Genomic DNA, 17,600 nt, shown 5'->3' on the forward strand with positions numbered 1-17,600 from the left:
CATGGCTAAAAGCAAAGCTAAGGACACCAAGAAGAACACTGCCGACGTTGGCTTTGAGGATCAACTGTGGAACGCTGCAGATGTGCTGCGTGGCAACTTGGACGCTGCCGAGTACAAAAACGTCGTATTAGGCCTCATTTTCCTGAAGTATCTCTCGGACCGTTTCGACGAACGTTACCTAGAGCTCGTCGCAGAGGGTTACGGCGACGAGGAAGATCGTGACTGCTACATGGAGCAGAATGTCTTCTTCGTTCCCGAAGAAGCACGTTGGGCGAACATCTCACAGGCGGCGCATACGCCCGAAGTTGGCCAGATCATCGACAATGCCATGCGCGCCATCGAGCGCGAGAACGACAAGCTCAAAGACGTGCTGCCCAAGAACTTCGCTCGTCCCGAACTAGACAAGAGGCGCTTGGGCGACGTCGTTGACTTATTCACAAACGTACAAATGACCGATAACGAGAGCGAGAAAGACCTGTTAGGGCGCGCATACGAATATTGCCTGCAGAAATTCGCATCAATGGAGGGCAAAAACGCCGGCGAGTTCTATACGCCGTCGTGCATCGTGCGCACGCTGGTTGAAATCCTCCAGCCTTTCCACGGTCGCGTGTACGACCCCTGCTGCGGCAGCGGAGGCATGTTCGTGCAGTCCGCCGCCTTCGTCGAGCACCATGGCGGCAACGTGGTACAGGACATCACCATCTTTGGCCAGGAGAGCAACCCTACCACGTGGAAGCTCGCAAAGATGAACCTCGGTATTCGCGGCATCGAGGCCGATTTGGGCAACTATGCAGACACCTTCAGCGCCGACCAGCACAAGAATGAAAAGTTTGACTATGTGTTGGCAAACCCACCCTTCAACCTCAAGAACTGGGGCGGCGAAGCGCTGCAGGAAGACGTACGTTGGAAGTACGGCATGCCGCCCACGGGCAACGCTAACTTCGCTTGGATGCAGCATATGATTTGGCATCTTAACGGCACGGGCAAGATTGGCCTCGTATTGGCAAACGGGTCGCTTTCGAGCCAGACGAGCGGCGAGGGCGATATTCGACGCGCTATCGTAGAGGACGATCTGGTCGAGGGCATTGTAGCCATGCCGGGGCAGCTGTTCTACAGCACCCAAATTCCCGTATGCCTGTGGATTCTGAATAAGAAAAAGGCTCAACCAGGAAAGACATTGTTCATCGACGCACGCGAGATGGGAACGATGGTGACGCGCAAGCTGCGCGAGTTTGCCGAAGAGGACATCAACAAGGTCGCGGGCGCTTTCGACGCCTTCCGTAAGGGCGAGCTCGAACCCGAGAAAGGCTTCAGCGCTATAGCTGATTTAGACGAAATCGCTAAACAAGATTTCATTCTGACACCCGGCCGCTACGTAGGCATTGCCGAAACCGAAGACGACGGCGAACCATTTGAAGAGAAGATGGCACGCCTGACCAGCGAGATTTCAAAGTGCTTTGAAGAGTCCAACCGCTTGCAGGAGCAAATTAAGAAGAACTTGGAGGCGATTGGGTATGGATTCTGAGATCGTTCTTTCCGATGTAATCACCGATATTGCAGCAGGACCTTTTGGTTCAAATCTAAAGGTATCTTGTTTTGTCCCATCTGGTTTCCCCATTATTGATGGCGCAAATCTAAAGGGATTTAAGGTTACAGACAACCTTACGAAGTTTGTTACTGAAGAAAAAGCGAGGTCACTCTCGCGTTCAATTGCTAAAAGAGGTGATGTAGTTGTCACAATCAGCGGCACACTCGGACAAATCGCCTATATCCCAGAGGATTCTGCCTACGAAGAATATTTGTGCTCTCAACGGCAGTTTAAGGTGACCTTCGACACTTCAAAAGTATATGTTCCATATCTCGTTTTCTATTTTCACACCAGAGAGGGACGAGGCAAGCTTCTTGCATTTGCAAATCAAACGGGAGTACCAGCCTTAGCCCAGCCAACAAAGAATTTCAAAAGAATTAGGCTCGAATTGCCAGATATTGAACAGCAGAGAAAAATAGCGTTAATAGCTGAACTTCTAACAAAAAAAATCGAAGCCAACGCTAACCTAAATGGCTATTTAGCTGCTTGAGATCGACCTTCGAGACGTCGATTTCTCCTGACATTAATTTAGGGAGGAGATTGTCACGAAGAGCGGCAAGACGATGGTTCTCTTTACTTGAGCTTGATGCTTGGCTAAGCGCTGATTCAATAAAATCAACGGTTGCTCCACTTGGATTACTCGCAACTTTATAAGTGAGCATCTGCTTTTTGTCCCCTCTTGGCATCTTTGTGCCCTTTGCGCCCTTCATGACGTAATCGAAGAAAGCATCGCTGCGCATGCATGAATAGAGGTAACCGGACTGCTCCGGCTGCTTGGCTCTAAACACTAGGACATCACCCGAGCAGGTTCCAGTTCGGTCTGCATACCAAATTTTTTTAAAGTATGGGCGAATGTTCGAAACCAGAATGTCCCCGGCCTTGTAGACCGTAACTTTTCCGGTTTGGGGCAGGGACGACGGTGCCTGCCTACCCTTCTTGCCAGGGAGCAGAGACTCTGTTGAAACGTAGGTATCAAAGTCAGCCTCATTGTAATCGGCTTTTACTTTCACTAAATCGCATAGCGAGGAAAGCTCGACAGCGAGGCCTTTTTCGTGATTGGCAACCGCTTCGCACTGTTCTTCTAAATAGCCATTTAGCTTTGTGTTGTTCTTGATTTTCTCTTGGATGGTATCAATCACCTGAACGATTTTTGCTTGCTTCTCAAAAGTGGGCAATGGCATTGACAGCTTGCGAAAAGTACTCGTTGGACGCCCCAACGCCGGAACGCCAGTTTGCGTTTTATTCGAAAGTAACCGCCATTGCCCCTCTCGAGTATGAAAATAGTAGACAAAAAATTTCGGTAGCACCTTGTCATTACAGCGAATGCGAAATTGGCTTTGCGAAATGACGTAGCGAGGATACTTGGAGTCATAGGGGACCATCGCGACTTGGCCCAACGTTCCACGGTGTGTTATTACGATATCGCCACGCGAGGCCAATGCGTTGCCCAGGGAATTTGCTTTTTCTGGAGTGACATAGCGCAGCGCAGTGTCGTTCGTCTCAAAGCCAGTTAGATTCGATCCATTAAATACCGGAATACCGGAGTTGACAAAGCAATCAGTCTTAATATTTGAGCCGAAGGGTCCCATTGCAATCTCATCAATAAGATCCTCAACGCATACTTCTTCACTTTCGGCAATCATTCCAAATACTTCCTATGCGAAGCCTTTACATTGTTCTGGTTTACCATGGCGTAATGCATGGTGGTGTCTATTTTCGCATGGCCTAGCAGCTTTTGCACCTGCTCTATGGGCATTCCTTTGTCAATAGCATGGGTAGCAAGCGTACGGCGAAACTTATGCGGATGAACGCGATTAATGCCAGCGCTTCTGCCTAGGTCACGCAAGCGGAGCTCTATGTTCCCAACCGTAATACGTCGAGCTGAGGAATCGAGTGCGACAAAAAGCGCAGGACTCTTGTCGGCACGGCTCGCAAGATATTCCGTGAGATGCAACTTGGCGCGCGCGTCGAAGTAAACAGGGCGCTGTTTATTTCCCTTTCCCATTACAAGGCATTCGCGCTCGTGCAAATTGACGTCCTTCCTGTCGAGTCGCACAAGCTCGCCAATGCGCATGCCGGTCGAAGAGAGAAGATCAACGATGGCAAGGTCCCGCTTGGATTCGCATGCATCTCGCAAGATCTCCAGCTCCTCGTCACTTAACACCTCTTTGGTTATTTGAGCAGTTTTGACGCGGCGAATACGCCTTACAGGGCTTTTAACAATATAGTCTTCATCCTCAAGCCACGAAAAGAAGCTCGACATGATGCGACGTATATTATCGATTGTGACTTTACTGGAACCGCGAGCCATCTCGTAATCATTGAGATAGCGTCGCAGGTCATCACTTTCGATCTGCGTATAGGACTTAGCAAGTGCCGCGTTCATATGCCGCAAAGTTGCCTCATAGTATGCAATAGTTTTAGGCGAGCATCCCTCAACTTCTTTAGCGGTGAGAAATAGCGAGAGCAGGTCTTGCCCTGGCTCTGCCTGTTTTGGTCCAAGCGTTTGCCTAAGTGTGATGGCTAGATGCTTGAGCTGGTGTGGGTCGAGAAGGCCCTGCATTTCCGAAAGCACGGTATTGATAACGGTTTCCACGCTGCTCCTTTCGTCGAGTACGATAGCCACAGTGTGGACGGCGCGTTGTACATAGTGAAGTAAATGGCTATTTAGTAAAGGCGTGCGACGTTCTGTATTCGAACTATACGGCTGGCGAACAAGCTGCAGGGTGGCCAATGGGCACGCTGGAAGATCTACTTGAGATCAGGTATGGCAAGGATCACAAAAAACTTAATGATGGAAATATCCCCGTTTATGGCTCCGGTGGCTATATGCGTTCCGTCGATCGCTTCCTCTATAGTGGCGAATCTGTCCTGATTCCAAGAAAGGGTTCGTTGAATAATGTCATGTATGTTAGTAAAAAGTTTTGGACGGTAGACACGATGTTCTATGCAGTGCCTAAAAGCCCCAACGTTGCAAAGTACGCATATCAGTTCATCAAGCGACTCGATTTGGCATCCATGAATTCTGGTTCAGCCGTTCCTAGTATGACCACAAAGATTCTTAATGCCCTTCCGGTTCCGATTCCTCCAAAAGAAAGCCTGCACGCTTTTGACGACCAGCTTCAGCCATACTATTCAGCGATTTGCGCCAATGCAATTGAAAATGAACTGCTTGCCGCACTCCGCGACGCCCTTCTCCCTAAACTCATGTCAGGAGAAATCGACGTCTCAAAGGTCGATCTCAAGCAGCTAAATAGCCATTTAGCTAAGTCTCTACGGCAGCTCGGACGCCATGTCTCGCCGCACAAAAACGGGGCAGCTCGCGCTTCTGCAAACTGCCCCGCACCCCTAGCTATCGCGTCATAAGACTAACCAGCACCACTCCCCTACTTCCCAAATAGCGCACCCAGCAGGCCGCGGCGTTTGGGCTTTTCCTCTCGGTAAGAGCCCTCGGCAGTTGCTGCCACTTGGCGCGGTGGCTCGCCGCCTCCACGGCGTACAATCTGGTATAGGAAGGGCGATTTAACGTATTTGACCTCGATGGGCGTGGCGTGCACGGTGCTTTCACTCGACAGCAACACGTTGGGATTGAGCGGTGCCACCACATGCGTCTCGCGCTTGTCGCTAAACACCACCGCGGCCGCGCGACCCGTCTGGCCGTTCACGGCGATGCGCACCTGCTCGCCGTCGCGGCTATCCGACGCCGGGCGATCGACAAAGTAGACCGGTACCATCACCAGGCCGTCCTTATGTTTGCGGGCCTTGCGCGCCCAGGCGCGGATGCTCTTTTTATTGAGCCCCAGCACCGCCTCGGCATCGTTGCCGGCAATATCGAGCGCCAGCTTATCAATGACCACCTGGTCCTTGGTAGACGCATCGACGGAAACGACGCGGAAGTCACCTTCCTGCATGGCAGGATCGAACGGCCCCACCTTGCCAAAATCCCACGGCTCCAAAATGCCCACAAGGCGAACGTCCAGGTAGTTTGCCCGCGGATACGCCCAGTCGAGCACCTCGTAGTACACCAGGGTCTCCTTGCTCAGGCCCTTGCCCGGGAAGGACGCCATCATGCGCAAATCCGCCAACGCCATGGGGAAATAGAAGAGCATCATGTCGTTTTGGATTGCGTCTTCTACATCGTGCCCGGCAAAGGCATCGGGATACTGACGCACCAGCTGCAGCGCGTTGGCACGTGCCTGCTGCGGCGATATCTCACAGGGGACGCCCTGTTCGGGAACGTATTCGGCACCCACGCCCATGGTCAGGCGCTTACTAAACGTACCGGGCTTGAGCAGGTCGGCCACGCCAATCTTGTTGCCGCACGACGGGCACTCAAACACGCGCTGGGTCGATGACCCCTCAAAGGACGCGCCGCAGAAGGGGCAGGGAATGCTCACGCGCGTCGCCTCTTGGAACTCCTGCGCCGTGCCGCGGTCCTCCCACAGCAGATGCTCCAGAACCGACTGGTTGCGCCAGTGCGCATTGAAGAAATACCAGTCCGGGTCCTCTGGGCGCTCGAGTTGCGACACATGTGTGAGCTTGAGCAGCCCGTCAACCACCGTCAGCGGCGTATGACGGATACCCAGGGCGCTCTTGGGCTCCCCGGCGTCCGCTTGCCACGGAATAACCGTTTCGCAATAGGCGCACTCAAAGCTGCGCTTTGCCTGGTGCGAATACATGGGGCCGCCGCAGTTTTGGCATTTAATGGCAAACATCTCGTCCATGGAAACGTCCTCCTTTGCGCAGGGGCTGTCGACATTAAGTATGTCGGGCAGGCAGGCACATGCCCATACCCATGTGGCCCAAAATGGAGCACTCGGTCGGACGGGAAGGCGCAGTGAACTCGGAGGCGCGCGGATAGTCGCCCCCTCCGCCTCGCGCCCGTTAGCGCCGGCAGACCATTGCTGCATTTTCTGAGCATCGGCACACGTTGCGTCTGTGCGAGCTACACTATCCCTTTAATAAGAATGCGAGGAGATACGCCATGCTATTTGTAAATCGGCTGGTACATACGCTTGTTCCCGGCAGCGAAAGCGAGCCGGTCGATACCTCCTGCCGCACCAACGCGGGTTTTGCCGCAAGCCTCATCTGCATCGGCCTCAACATCACGCTGTGCCTGGCCAAGGGCATAGCTGGTCTGCTCGCGGGCTCCGTCTCGCTTATCGCCGATGCCTTCAACAACCTTTCGGACGCCTCGAGCAACATCGTGAGCCTGCTCGGATTTCGCCTTGCCAGCCGCCCGGCCGACGAGGGGCACCCCTATGGCCACGGCCGCTACGAGTACCTTGCCGGCTTGTTTGTCGCCGTTCTCGTTTGCGCCGTCGGCATCAACCTGGCGCTCGAGTCCATTACCAAGATCATCAAGCCCTCCCCCACCGCGTATTCGGCGCTCTCCATGGCAGCCCTTGTCCTGTCCATGCTCGTCAAGTTCTGGATGGCGGCGTTCAACCGCACGCTGGGCAACCGCATCGATTCCGAGACGCTCATCGCCACGGCGCAGGATTCCAAAAACGACGTCATTGCCTCGGCCTCGGTCCTGGCCGCAGCGCTTATTTCGCAGACGACCGGCTTTGACCTCGATGGCTGGGCGGGCCTGGGCGTGGGCATCTTCATCTGCATCAGCGGCATGGGCCTGGTGCGCGACGCCATCAGCCCGCTGTTGGGGCAAGCGCCCGACCCCAAGCTCGTCCAGGCAATCCGCGACAAGATCATGTCGTACCCCCAGGTCCTAGGCACGCACGACCTGATGGTGCACGACTACGGCCCCGGTCGGCAATTTGCCAGTGCGCACGTGGAAATGCCCGGCGAGGGCGATGCGTTTGAACATCACGAGATCCTGGACACCATCGAACACGACATCAAGCATCAGATGGGCATTGGTATCACGCTGCACTGCGACCCCATCGCGACAACCGGCGATGACTTGCGCGGCTGGGTCAAGCGCGGCGTCATGCAGATCAATCCCGCGCTCTCCATCCACGATCTGCACGAGCACGACGGGTTCGTTTCGTTTGACCTGGTGCGTCCCGACGGCTTTGACATATCCGACGAGGAGCTGCTGGAGCTCGTCACGCGCATCGTGCACGAGCGCCGACCCGATGCCTCATGCGTCGTTACGTTTGACTCGGGCTTTAGCTCGCCCGACCGTCCGGCCGAGCAGCTGTAGCCCACTTAACAGCTAGTTTCCCTGCGCGCCCGAGATGCCGTTTTGTAGGGCGTTCCAGGCATCCGTCGCCATGTCGCCCAAGTTCTGCGCGGTATCGCCCAGATTTTGTGCCGTATCGCCCAGCTCTTGCGCCTTGTCTCCCAACTCCTGCGCCTTGTTGCTCAAGTCCTCCAGCGTATTGGAGCTCGAGCTGTCGGTACCGCTTTGGCCGTCGGACGAGTTGCCCGAACTGTTCTTGTGCGTGAGTTGAATTTCGAGGTTGCCGTTGTCGTTATAGTAGGCAGAAGTAACGACCCAGTTGGCATCGACGACGGGCGTTGAGCCATCATCAGTCAGGACCACGGCATTCGAAAGATCGGCGCCGCGCGACTTGAGGATCTTCTTGGCGTTGGACCAGTACTGCCCCGGGATATCACTCAGATCGACGGTGCTAGACGAGGCGGACTCGGTTTGCTCGGCAGTGGTATCGGCCGTTGAACTCCCTCGCTTGTTGAGCATGCCCGACACGATGGCAAACACAACCGACAGCGCAAAGAAGATCGCCAGCACGATGAGGATCTTCTTAATCACGCTCGACGAACGCGACGGCGCCTCTTCCTCGTCCTCGCCATATTGCGGAATCGACTTGGGGTACTCGCGATACGGCTCGCGCGACTCGTAGCGAGGCTGCGCCGTGCGAGGCATATACGTCGTCTGCTGAGGCTGCGGAATGGGATTCTGCGGCAGGTCATCATAGGGATTCGGCGTCGAGGCGGCATAAGAATCCTGCGGCGCGTAATCAAACGGGTCTGCCGCCGCGTTGCCATAGGGGCTTTGCAGAGATGCAGCGTAAGGGTCCTGCGCCGCGTCGCCATAGCCCATAACTCGTGTGGGCTCGGCAGAAGGCTGCGTCGCGGCGGGGTCGACATAACCGAGGTTGGGAACAACGCGGGGCGCATCGGCGCTATCGCCAGCCTGCGCGGAACCGTAGCCGCCCATCACGGTTGTCTTGTCCTGATCCATGCAACGATTCCTTTCCGTCGCCTGTAAGCATCAAGTTATCCATGCATTCTACCAGCGCAAAAGCCTATGATGGGCAGAGTCCGTCGGTATCTACAAGACATGCGCGGCTGACGGTTACAAGCGAATCGAGGATACGTCATGGCAAAAAGCAAGCTCATCAAGGACACGACGCGTGCCGAACGTGAGGAAATCATCAAGCTAGCGCTCGCTGGCTGCGGCAACGGCAGTTGCGACAACTGCGGCAGCTGCAGCTTGGGAGCCGGCGACCCGTACGGCACCTACCAGCCCTACATTGACGGCGAGATGGAAATCGCCGATATCAACATGATGGTCGCCGAGCGCAACGCCAAACTCTTCGGCCTCCAGCGCGGCTAACGATCCCTTGGGGACGGAGGAAAAGTCCCCGGTGGCTCTGCGTTTTGCGCCACCGGGGACAGTTCAATTTATCCCTCGCGGTCCACCTTACTCATTGGGTACGTACGTAGCCCTGGCTCGCTCGGGCGTCACGTCCTGACCACTGGAATAGCTCGAGTCGAATGCGTGCGCAACCAAGTCGTGCGTATCCCATGCCATGCAGTCAAACTCGCCAGTATCGAGGACAACGATATAGCCCTTGCCGTCGTAGTAGAAATGGTCCTCGGTGTAGTTATCGTCATCGTCGATGTTGTCTTCGGACACAGAGTCCATATCCGGCTTTGCCGTCTTAATTGCCTGCTTGGCCTCACTCTTGAGGGTATCGAACGAGAGCCCATGCTGCGCAAGCGAGTCCTCGAGCGAAACCTGCTCACCCGTCTTGAGGTTGTAGTACGCCGACCTCGTTTTCTGCACCGATCGATACGGAGGCTGATAACTGCTGGTGAACGTACGCACGCAAGCGATATCGCCGTCAATCGAGACGATCTCGGCAGTGTACATCATGGTCACGCGGCTGTCCTCGTCATCCATCGAGGCCTGCTTGCTCGCTTCGAGCGTATCCGCGACCAGCTGAACCATATCTTTGTTAAACTTGGCGACACCCACGCCCTGGCCCTTCACCTGAGGATAGGTCCACGTAGCCGAAATCTGGCACGTATCATCGGGGGACGGATTCAGCGGGCCTTCGCCAACCGCAGCCGTAAAGTTGACATCCTGCGTGGCGGAGACGGCCTCGTAGCTCGCCTGCGCATCATCGCCAGCGTCCTTCGACTTCAGCTGCTCCAGCGTCGTGGCCACCGTTGCGATGCTTTTTGCTACAACTTCCTCGCTGCTGAACAACTCAGCGTCAAACTCACGCACTTCATTGATATCTTTCACCTTCGAATCGTCAATCGACGCAGGGCCAACAATGGCGCTAAATGACTTGCCGTCATAGGCGTTGAATTCGCACTCGTAGCCATCATGGGATTGGTTAAAGCCATCAGGGACTTCTTTGAAATTAATTGTCTCCCCATCATGCAGATACCGTTTGAATCCATAGGTGCCATCATATTCGCACACGCGAAGCGAGACGCCGGCACACATGGTGTAGACCAGAGTATCGGGCTCGTATACCTCCTCGATCCCACCATCGCGATAAGCCCAGACCTCTACCTTGGCAGCAGTGGCGCCATTGTCGTTTTCAATCGGCTCGTCAGAGTACTCAATCAGCAGTTCGTCCTGGCCATCGCCGTCAAAATCGATAAGTTTAGCGTAGGCAACACCCTGTGTTCCAAACATCGAAGAATCATCAATCTCGACAGCCTCACCCTCGCCGTACTTTTTCTGATACTCGAGGATCTTGTCGGTGAACAGCTCATCTGCCGTCTTGACCGCTGCCTTGGCAGAAGCCTTGGCCTCCTTCTTGGACTGCGTGAGCTCAACGTTCTTAGGGGCGTCCGAGCCTTCCTTGGCATAGTCCACCTTCATGGTGGTCGTGCTCTTCTTTTTGCCCTTGCCCGAGGTAATGGTCATCTGGTACTTCTGATCGGGCAGCTCGCCAAAGTCCTCCATGGCAAAGCCGTCCTCGCCATCGACCTTGATGGTGTAGCTCTTGCCCTTGCCGGACACCGGCGCCAGCTCGACGGTATAGCTCTTGAGCTTTTTTCCTTTGCTGTTCTTGGGCAGCACTTTAGTCTCGCACGCGCAGACAACGTAGCCCTTGCCACCCGAGGTTACCTCGGAAGACGCGCCAATACGCGGCACGATCACGATAGCGGCGACAATGGCGACAACGGCCACGCCGCCGATAACGGCCGCGACGATGCGACCCCTGTGCTTGGGTTTCTTGGGCTGCGGCGTCGGAACAAACGGCTGCGAGGCCTCGGCAGGCTCGGTCATAGGCTCCTCATAACGAGGCTGCGCCGCCATATGAGCCGAGGCACCCTGAGGAGCTTGCTGTCCCGCAGGGGCGGACGCCGGCGCGTCCTCCACCGGAAACGCCACAGGCTCCGCCTGGTCCTCGGCGCCGCCCATGCGAGCGCCGCAGCTCGTGCAAAACGCGGAGCCATCGGGTATCTGAGCTCCACACTTGGTGCAATACATCGCATCTCCCGTCTCTCGCCGCAGCCGCAATGCGCCCGCGCAGTTCTTCCAACTACACCGTACGGGAGAAATCGTGATTCTTGTTGCGCAACATTACCGCCGCAAAAAATGATCCCTTGGGGACGGAGGAAAAAGCCCCGCCGGGCCTTGGTAGGCGCGGCGGGGCGGGCAAGCGGCTATGAGCAGCAGGATTAGAACAAACCGGTGATGTTGCCGTCGTTGTCGAGGTCGATGTTCTCGGCCGCGGGAACCTTGGGCAGGCCGGGCATGGTCAGAACGCTGCCGGTCAGCGCGACCACAAAGTGGGCACCGGCGGAAACCTTGAGCTCGCGCACGGTGATGCGGAAGCCCTCGGGAGCGCCCAGCGCCTTGGCGTTGTCGCTAAAGCTGTACTGCGTCTTGGCCACGCACACCGGCAGGTTGCCAAAGCCGTTCTCGCGCAGCTCGGCGAGCTGGCGCTTGGCAGCCGGCGTAAAGTCAACGCCATCGGCGCGGTAGACCTTGGTGGCAACGGCCTCCAGGGCGTCGGCCACATCGGCACCGTCCTCGTAGGCAAACTTGAGCTCGCTCGGCTGCTCGATCAGGCGCATGACCTCATCGGCCAGGTCGAGCGCGCCCTCGCCGCCCTTGGCCCAAACCTCGGACAGCTTAACGTTGACACCGAGCTTCTGGCACTCGGACTCGATGAGCTCGAGTTCGGCCTCAGTGTCCGTCGGGAAGCGGTTGATGGCAACTACGCAGGGCAGACCGTAGACATTCTGAATGTTGTCGACGTGACGCAGTAGGTTGGGCATACCGGCCTTGAGGGCCTCGAGGTTCTCCTCGTTGAGGTCGGCCTTGGCAACACCGCCGTTGTACTTAAGCGCGCGGGCAGTGGCGACGACCACAACAGCGCTGGGACGAACGCCCGTCATGCGGCACTTGATATCCAGGAATTTCTCGGCACCCAGGTCGGCACCAAAGCCGGCCTCGGTAATGGCGACATCGCCAAAACGCATGGCCATACGCGTGGCCATGATGGAGTTACAGCCGTGGGCAATATTGGCGAAGGGACCGCCGTGGACAAACGCAGGCGTGCCCTCGAGTGTCTGAACCAGGTTGGGTTTGAGCGCGTCCTTGAGCAGGGCCGCCATGGCACCCTGAGCCTTAAGGTCACGGGCGCGGACGGGCTCGCCGGCATAGCTGTAGCCGACAACAATCTCGCCCAGGCGCTCCTTGAGGTCATTGATGCTCGTGGACAGGCACAGGATTGCCATGACCTCGGAGGCAACAGTGATGTCGAAGCCGTCCTCGCGCGGCACTCCCTGGGCCTTGCCGCCAATGCCGTCGATGACATGACGCAGCTGACGGTCGTTCATGTCGACAACGCGCTTCCAGGTGATGCGCTTAACGTCGATGCCGAGCTGGTTGCCCTGCTGAATATGGTTGTCGAGCATGGCTGCCAGCAGGTTGTTGGCGGCACCGATGGCATGGAAGTCGCCGGTAAAGTGCAGGTTGATGTCCTCCATGGGGATGACCTGGGCCCAACCGCCACCGGCGGCACCGCCCTTCACGCCAAACACGGGGCCGAGCGAAGGCTCGCGCAGGGCCACGGCGCTCTTGACGCCGCGACGACGCAGACCGTCGGCCAGGCCGATGGTCGTGGTGGTCTTTCCCTCGCCTGCGGGCGTGGGATTGATAGCGGTCACGAGGACAAGCTTGGCCTGGTGGTCGGTCGGCTCGTTGAGCAGAGAATAGTCGACCTTTGCCTTGTCGAAGCCATACGGAATCAGATGCTTAACGTCGACGCCGGCGTTCTTGGCCACCTCGGTAATAGGCAGCGGCGTAACAGAACGTGCGATTTCGATGTCAGTAGGCATGGGCGGTCCTTTCGTTACCGGATGAGAAAAAGACCAATCCAGCATAGCACGCGCGCGCAATAGTAAAACGCCCGTAACCGACGAACGGCGATATGTTTACCCGATGCCCAGCGATAGCCTACAGATGCGCTAAAACAAGCCCATTCCTACAGGGTCGGTTCAATACCCAAATGCTCGAATGTGCGAAGGGTTGCCTGGCGACCCTGCGGTGTACGAATCATCAAGCCACACTGCAGCAGATAGGGCTCATAGACATCCTCGAGCGTACCCGGGTCCTCGCCCACCGCGCTGGCAAGCGTCGTCAGGCCCACGGCACGGCCGGAGAACGTCTTGGCGAGTGTCTCCAAGATGCGAATATCCATCCAGTCCAGGCCGAGCTCGTCGATCTCGAAGAACTCGAGCGCCTGCCGGCAAATATCGAGCTCAATAGGACCGTTGCCGCGCACCTGCGCATAGTCGCGCACGCGTTTGAGCAGACGGTTGGCAAGACGCGGCGTACCGCGCGAGCGCGAGCCGATCTCGAGCGCGCTGGGATGGTCGATCGTCACACCCAGAATGGTCGCCGAGCGTGTCACAATCTGGGCGAGCTCCTCGACGGTGTAGTAATCCAAGCGATACGAGATGCCAAAGCGGTCACGTAGCGGGCCGGTCAACATGCCCGAACGGGTCGTGGCCGCCACCAGCGTAAACTTGGGAATATCCAGGCGAATCGAGCGCGCCGCCGGACCCTTGCCGATCACGATATCGAGGGCAAAGTCCTCCATCGCAGGGTACAGGACCTCCTCGACCGAACGGTTGAGGCGGTGGATCTCGTCGATAAACAGCACGTCGCCCGGTTGCAGGTTGGTAAGGATTGCAGCCAGGTCGCCGGTGCGCGCGATGGCCGGACCGCTCGTCGTCTTGATCTGAGCGCCCAGCTCGTTGGCGATAACCGTGGCCAGCGTGGTCTTGCCCAGACCCGGAGGGCCCGAGAAAATCACGTGGTCGAGTGTCTCGCCGCGGCTCTGCGCCGCCTCGATGAGCACGCGAAGGCTCTGCTTGATATGCTCCTGACCGCAGTAGTCATCCAGGCGCTGGGGGCGCAAGGTGCGGTCGACATCGAGGTCCTCGGGCGTCAGCTCCGAGCCCACCATGCGCTCACCGTGCGCCATGGATGCCGCCGGCGAGGTGCCGGGCGTCGCCCACAGGTCCTGAGAGTCATCGGCTTCCCACATCACGCATCCATTCCGAGTCGCTTAAGCGCCGCGCCGAGCAGATCCTCGACACGCATATTCTGCCCATCATACCCGCTCAGGGCAACATCGGTCTCCTGCGGGCTAAAGCCCATGGAAAGGAGCGCCGCACGGGCGTCATCGATCGCCGAGGGAGCGGCGGCGGGGACCGGCATCGCAACCTGGCCGGGAATCACGTCGACCGGCACAAAGCCCTTGTCCTTGGCAAAGGTGCTCTTGAGTTCCAAGATGAGGCGCTGCGCGGTCTTTTTGCCCACACCGGGCACCTTGGCCATGCCCTTGTCGTCCTCGGCCATTACCAGGGAATACAGCTGTCCCACGGTATAGGTAGAGAGCACGGCAAGCGCCAGGCGCGGACCGACGCCCGAGACGGACACGAGCCGATCGAACATCGTGCGCTCGTCCTTGGAGGCAAAACCGAAGAGCGTCATGGCGTCCTCACGCACCTGCATACGGGTATACAGGCGAACCTCGCCGCCGGGCGTCGGCAGCGTGGCGGCAGTGCTGCCCGAGATGCCGAGCTCAAAGCCCACGCCCGACACATCGACGACGGCCGAGCTCATCGTGGCCTCGACAAGCGTTCCATGGAGCTGGGAAATCATCAGTATCCGGTTCCTCTCTGTTGATAGAACTCGCCACCGGTGAGCGCCCGGGTGCGGCTGAGGTTTACGTGGCAGATGGCGCAAGCCAGGGCATCGGCGGCATGGTCGGGATGCGGGTCATGGTCGAGCTGCGTGAGCGTGCGCACCATGTAGGCGACCTGCCGCTTATCTGCGGCACCGGTGCCCACCACAGCCTGCTTGATTTGCATAGGCGTGTACTCGCCGATCTCGAGCGCGCATTCCGAAAGCGCCACGAGTGCAGCACCGCGGGCATGCGCAGTAGGGATGGCCGAGCGAACGTTGGCGCCAAAGTAAATGCTCTCGATAGCAGCGGTATCGGGTCGATAACGCTCCACGGCGCCTTTGAGGTCGCGGGCGATATGAGACAGGCGCACCGCGAGCGGGCTTCCGGCACTGGTCTCAATACAACCGTAGGCACGGCAGCGAACCTCGCCGCGCCGCTCCTCGATAATCCCCCAACCCGTATGGGCCAAACCGGGGTCGATACCCAAAATGACCAAGCCAACCTCCCCTCGCCACAAGCACGGCGCAAGGCAAGGCCCCACGCATCATTCACGAACGTCTGTTCTAGAATAACACAACGGGGCCAAGATGCTTAGTTGAAGTATCGGGGTTGGGAGCGAATCCCATCCCATAGTTAGTTTTGGCTGAAGAATGGGAACTGTCGGGGATCAACCGGCGGTTGCGGCATCGGCGTGCCCTGGGGCCCACCCTGCGGTCCGCCCTGGCCGCCCATCATCTTATCGATGGCGTCCTGGACCTCGCCCTCAAACTTTTTCATGCCCTCGTGCAGGCGGCGCTGGCCGTCCTCGGAGCGCAGCTCCTCCATCTGCTCGGGCGAAATACCCAGCAGGTCACCCAGTATGCCCATCATCTCACCACGCATGCGCTCGCTTGTATCCTCGTCAGCAAAGCGGTTCACCTCGGCGCGCGCCAGCGCATCGACCGTCATACGTTCCTTGCCGTCGAGCCCCAGGTCGGACCACGCGAGCATATACGGCCAGGCACGCTCGGCAAACGACCGGGCCGAGACGATCGGCGCCGTCGGCAGCTGGCGGCGAGCCGCCTCTCCCTGGCGCACGAGCATCAGCAGCAGTGAGCAGGCCTCGGGCTTGCCGGCAGCCATCGGAATGTCGTCGAAGGGACGGTTGCGGTCGACGTGCGACTCGAGCGTGCCATCGACCTCGCCCGGCTCAAGTCCGCCGAGCAGCTGCGCCGCACGATCGAGCATGTCGACCGGGCCGTCGAGCGTCGAGAGCGCCCGCGCCAGCACGCGCTCCATGCAATCCTCCACCGCGTTGAGCGTCACGAGCTCCTGCGGCACCACGGCGGACGTGCGGTTGCGCACGCGCGCCACAAACTCGAGCGTCGACAGGTATACGTCACCAAAGGGCGCATAATCGCCCTGGTAGCCGCCGCAAAGCGCGGGCGCCGCCAGCGCGTACTCAGTTTTGGACAGCGGACTCAGCGCCATCGCACCCAGCTCGAGCGCCGTATCCTCCAGCATGAGGCCCAGCGTGCGAGAGCGCAGGCGCTCGGCGTCGCCCGCCGACACATCGCGGTCGAGCACACGCGCGGCATCCGGCGCATCGCGCTCAACCGTGCGAATATGCAGGCGCTCGGCAATGGCGCGAACGGCGGCACAGCGAGCAGCCTCGGCCTCCTCCTGCGCCGGCGTAAAGATGCGGTTGCGTCCCAACACCAGGCCGACCACATTGCGCGGACCTAGGGCGTCGACGGCAAGCGCCGCCAGCAGGGACGACGGCAGGTCGCCCTCGAGCGCCACCACGGCGCGCGACGTACCGCGGGCGCGGGCGTTATCGCGAACGGCGAGCACCAGCGCCTGCCACAGCCATTCCTCGGAGCGAAACTCGGGCAGCTCGTGGTCCTCCAAGGCATCGAGCATCACACCGCGCTGGATCTCCTGAACCAGCAGGCTCTCCTCAAAACACGGCGCTTGGGCCACCGCGCGGCCGCAGTCGTCGAGTACAAACGACCCGCCGGTATACACCGACTCGTCGTACGCACCGACCGGCGCCATGCAGGCAAACCACACGCTGCGCTTAGATGCGATCTTGCGATAGGCTCCGCTGCGCACGGCGGCGATCGCGGCGGTCTCGCGGTCGGTCATATCAAACGCGTTGAACTGGAAATAGACAATGAGGTCGACGCCGGTCGGCAGCATCTCGAGCTCGCGGTCCAAGTCGAAGATCACCGCGATGCGCACGCCGTCCACGTCAAACACCGGCGGTGCCCAACGGGCATCGCCGTTCCCACCGCGCTGCAGGGCAATGCTCGAACGGGCCGGCACCACATGACCGTCCTTGAGCATCATGTAGTCGAGCAGGGGCTGGCCCTCAAACGAAACCGCCGCGGGCACGATGCAGATCATGTCGAGCTCCTGGATACGCTCGGCGACGCCGGTCAAGCCGGCAAGCATGTCGTGCTCAAAGTCGGCAGCGCCCACCAGGCCGCCGGGCAGGGTTCCCATAAAGAGCGGAGCCGGCACGCACAGCACGCGCGCACCGCGCTCGTGGGCTAGGCGCGCCTGGTCCTCGATGCGACCGCAGATACCCTCAATATCACCCAGGCGCATATCGATCTGTGCAAGTGCGAGCTTCATGGCTCAGC

15 protein-coding genes are annotated in these 17,600 nt (G+C 58.4%); 5 read left to right on the forward strand and 10 right to left on the reverse strand.

Going from position 1 to position 17,600, the window contains the following annotated elements:
- Position 1: 1 nt before the first annotated feature.
- Together AB5Z20_RS00230 and AB5Z20_RS00235 are read left to right on the forward strand one after the other, a co-directional pair.
- Positions 2–1,525: a type I restriction-modification system subunit M gene (locus AB5Z20_RS00230; protein ID WP_368155758.1), complete on the forward strand. Its 1,524-nt coding sequence runs from the start codon at positions 2–4 to the stop codon at positions 1,523–1,525.
- A complete protein-coding gene (locus AB5Z20_RS00235) occupies positions 1,515–2,078 on the forward strand; it encodes a restriction endonuclease subunit S (protein WP_368155760.1) in 564 nt (187 codons plus the stop codon). Before AB5Z20_RS00230 ends, AB5Z20_RS00235 begins: the two co-directional genes overlap by 11 nt.
- Here the strand turns inward: AB5Z20_RS00235 and AB5Z20_RS00240 are convergent.
- Complete coding sequence (locus AB5Z20_RS00240) at positions 2,050–3,231, reverse strand: restriction endonuclease subunit S (protein ID WP_368155762.1); 1,182 nt, start codon at positions 3,229–3,231, stop codon at positions 2,050–2,052. The two genes, AB5Z20_RS00235 and AB5Z20_RS00240, sit on opposite strands and share 29 nt — an antisense overlap.
- On the reverse strand, positions 3,228–4,184 hold the full coding sequence (gene xerA, locus AB5Z20_RS00245) for a site-specific tyrosine recombinase/integron integrase (protein WP_368155764.1): 957 nt from the start codon (positions 4,182–4,184) through the stop codon (positions 3,228–3,230). Before xerA ends, AB5Z20_RS00240 begins: the two co-directional genes overlap by 4 nt.
- Before the next feature lie 137 nt (positions 4,185–4,321).
- Between xerA and AB5Z20_RS00250 the strand changes: the two genes are divergently transcribed.
- Entirely contained in the window at positions 4,322–4,954 is a 633-nt protein-coding gene (locus tag AB5Z20_RS00250; RefSeq protein WP_368155765.1) for a restriction endonuclease subunit S, read from the forward strand.
- Positions 4,955–4,974: 20 nt separating this feature from the next.
- Here AB5Z20_RS00250 and AB5Z20_RS00255 read toward each other — a convergent pair whose 3' ends face one another.
- A complete protein-coding gene (locus AB5Z20_RS00255; protein ID WP_368155766.1) occupies positions 4,975–6,312 on the reverse strand; it encodes a hypothetical protein in 1,338 nt (445 codons plus the stop codon).
- Between the two features lie 260 nt (positions 6,313–6,572).
- Between AB5Z20_RS00255 and AB5Z20_RS00260 the strand changes: the two genes are divergently transcribed.
- Positions 6,573–7,754: a cation diffusion facilitator family transporter gene (locus AB5Z20_RS00260; RefSeq protein ID WP_368155768.1), complete on the forward strand. Its 1,182-nt coding sequence runs from the start codon at positions 6,573–6,575 to the stop codon at positions 7,752–7,754.
- 12 nt (positions 7,755–7,766) lie between these two features.
- Here AB5Z20_RS00260 and AB5Z20_RS00265 read toward each other — a convergent pair whose 3' ends face one another.
- Positions 7,767–8,756 carry a hypothetical protein gene (locus AB5Z20_RS00265; RefSeq protein ID WP_368155770.1) on the reverse strand — a complete coding sequence of 330 codons (990 nt, stop codon included), beginning with the start codon at positions 8,754–8,756 and terminating at the stop codon, positions 7,767–7,769.
- Positions 8,757–8,894: 138 nt separating this feature from the next.
- Here AB5Z20_RS00265 and AB5Z20_RS00270 point away from each other — a divergent pair, with 138 nt between their 5' ends.
- On the forward strand, positions 8,895–9,131 hold the full coding sequence (locus AB5Z20_RS00270; RefSeq protein ID WP_035137347.1) for a hypothetical protein: 237 nt from the start codon (positions 8,895–8,897) through the stop codon (positions 9,129–9,131).
- Positions 9,132–9,218: 87 nt separating this feature from the next.
- Here the strand turns inward: AB5Z20_RS00270 and AB5Z20_RS00275 are convergent, their stop codons facing one another.
- The 6 genes from AB5Z20_RS00275 to AB5Z20_RS00300 all read right to left on the reverse strand — a co-directional run bounded on the left by AB5Z20_RS00275 (position 9,219) and on the right by AB5Z20_RS00300 (position 17,592).
- On the reverse strand, positions 9,219–11,255 hold the full coding sequence (locus AB5Z20_RS00275; protein WP_368155771.1) for a zinc ribbon domain-containing protein: 2,037 nt from the start codon (positions 11,253–11,255) through the stop codon (positions 9,219–9,221).
- A 191-nt stretch (positions 11,256–11,446) separates the two neighbouring features.
- A complete protein-coding gene (locus tag AB5Z20_RS00280; RefSeq protein ID WP_368155772.1) occupies positions 11,447–13,114 on the reverse strand; it encodes a formate--tetrahydrofolate ligase in 1,668 nt (555 codons plus the stop codon).
- Positions 13,115–13,260: 146 nt separating this feature from the next.
- Positions 13,261–14,328: a Holliday junction branch migration DNA helicase RuvB gene (gene ruvB, locus AB5Z20_RS00285; RefSeq protein ID WP_368155774.1), complete on the reverse strand. Its 1,068-nt coding sequence runs from the start codon at positions 14,326–14,328 to the stop codon at positions 13,261–13,263.
- Positions 14,328–14,948, reverse strand: coding sequence for a Holliday junction branch migration protein RuvA (ruvA, locus tag AB5Z20_RS00290; RefSeq protein ID WP_117735947.1), 621 nt, complete (start codon positions 14,946–14,948; stop codon positions 14,328–14,330). The genes ruvB and ruvA overlap by 1 nt, the downstream gene beginning before the upstream one ends.
- On the reverse strand, positions 14,948–15,469 hold the full coding sequence (gene ruvC, locus AB5Z20_RS00295; RefSeq protein ID WP_368155776.1) for a crossover junction endodeoxyribonuclease RuvC: 522 nt from the start codon (positions 15,467–15,469) through the stop codon (positions 14,948–14,950). Before ruvC ends, ruvA begins: the two co-directional genes overlap by 1 nt.
- 137 nt (positions 15,470–15,606) lie before the next feature.
- On the reverse strand, positions 15,607–17,592 hold the full coding sequence (locus AB5Z20_RS00300; RefSeq protein ID WP_368155777.1) for a hypothetical protein: 1,986 nt from the start codon (positions 17,590–17,592) through the stop codon (positions 15,607–15,609).
- Positions 17,593–17,600: the final 8 nt, after the last annotated feature.

This window comes from Collinsella aerofaciens, assembly GCF_040910245.1.
GTDB lineage: Bacteria > Actinomycetota > Coriobacteriia > Coriobacteriales > Coriobacteriaceae > Collinsella.

Excerpts from the sequence above, each read along its gene's own strand:
- AB5Z20_RS00255 (WP_368155766.1), bottom strand. The coding sequence starts at position 6,312 with ATGGACGAGATGTTTGCCATTAAATGCCAAAACTGCGGCGGCCCCATG.
- AB5Z20_RS00265 (WP_368155770.1), bottom strand. The coding sequence starts at position 8,756 with ATGGATCAGGACAAGACAACCGTGATGGGCGGCTACGGTTCCGCGCAG.
- AB5Z20_RS00235 (WP_368155760.1), top strand. The coding sequence starts at position 1,515 with ATGGATTCTGAGATCGTTCTTTCCGATGTAATCACCGATATTGCAGCA.
- AB5Z20_RS00250 (WP_368155765.1), top strand. The coding sequence starts at position 4,322 with ATGGGCACGCTGGAAGATCTACTTGAGATCAGGTATGGCAAGGATCAC.
- AB5Z20_RS00275 (WP_368155771.1), bottom strand. The coding sequence starts at position 11,255 with ATGTATTGCACCAAGTGTGGAGCTCAGATACCCGATGGCTCCGCGTTT.
- AB5Z20_RS00240 (WP_368155762.1), bottom strand. The coding sequence starts at position 3,231 with ATGATTGCCGAAAGTGAAGAAGTATGCGTTGAGGATCTTATTGATGAG.
- AB5Z20_RS00300 (WP_368155777.1), bottom strand. The coding sequence starts at position 17,592 with ATGAAGCTCGCACTTGCACAGATCGATATGCGCCTGGGTGATATTGAG.
- ruvA (WP_117735947.1), bottom strand. The coding sequence starts at position 14,948 with ATGATTTCCCAGCTCCATGGAACGCTTGTCGAGGCCACGATGAGCTCG.
- AB5Z20_RS00270 (WP_035137347.1), top strand. The coding sequence starts at position 8,895 with ATGGCAAAAAGCAAGCTCATCAAGGACACGACGCGTGCCGAACGTGAG.
- AB5Z20_RS00260 (WP_368155768.1), top strand. The coding sequence starts at position 6,573 with ATGCTATTTGTAAATCGGCTGGTACATACGCTTGTTCCCGGCAGCGAA.
- AB5Z20_RS00280 (WP_368155772.1), bottom strand. The coding sequence starts at position 13,114 with ATGCCTACTGACATCGAAATCGCACGTTCTGTTACGCCGCTGCCTATT.
- ruvB (WP_368155774.1), bottom strand. The coding sequence starts at position 14,328 with ATGTGGGAAGCCGATGACTCTCAGGACCTGTGGGCGACGCCCGGCACC.
- AB5Z20_RS00230 (WP_368155758.1), top strand. The coding sequence starts at position 2 with ATGGCTAAAAGCAAAGCTAAGGACACCAAGAAGAACACTGCCGACGTT.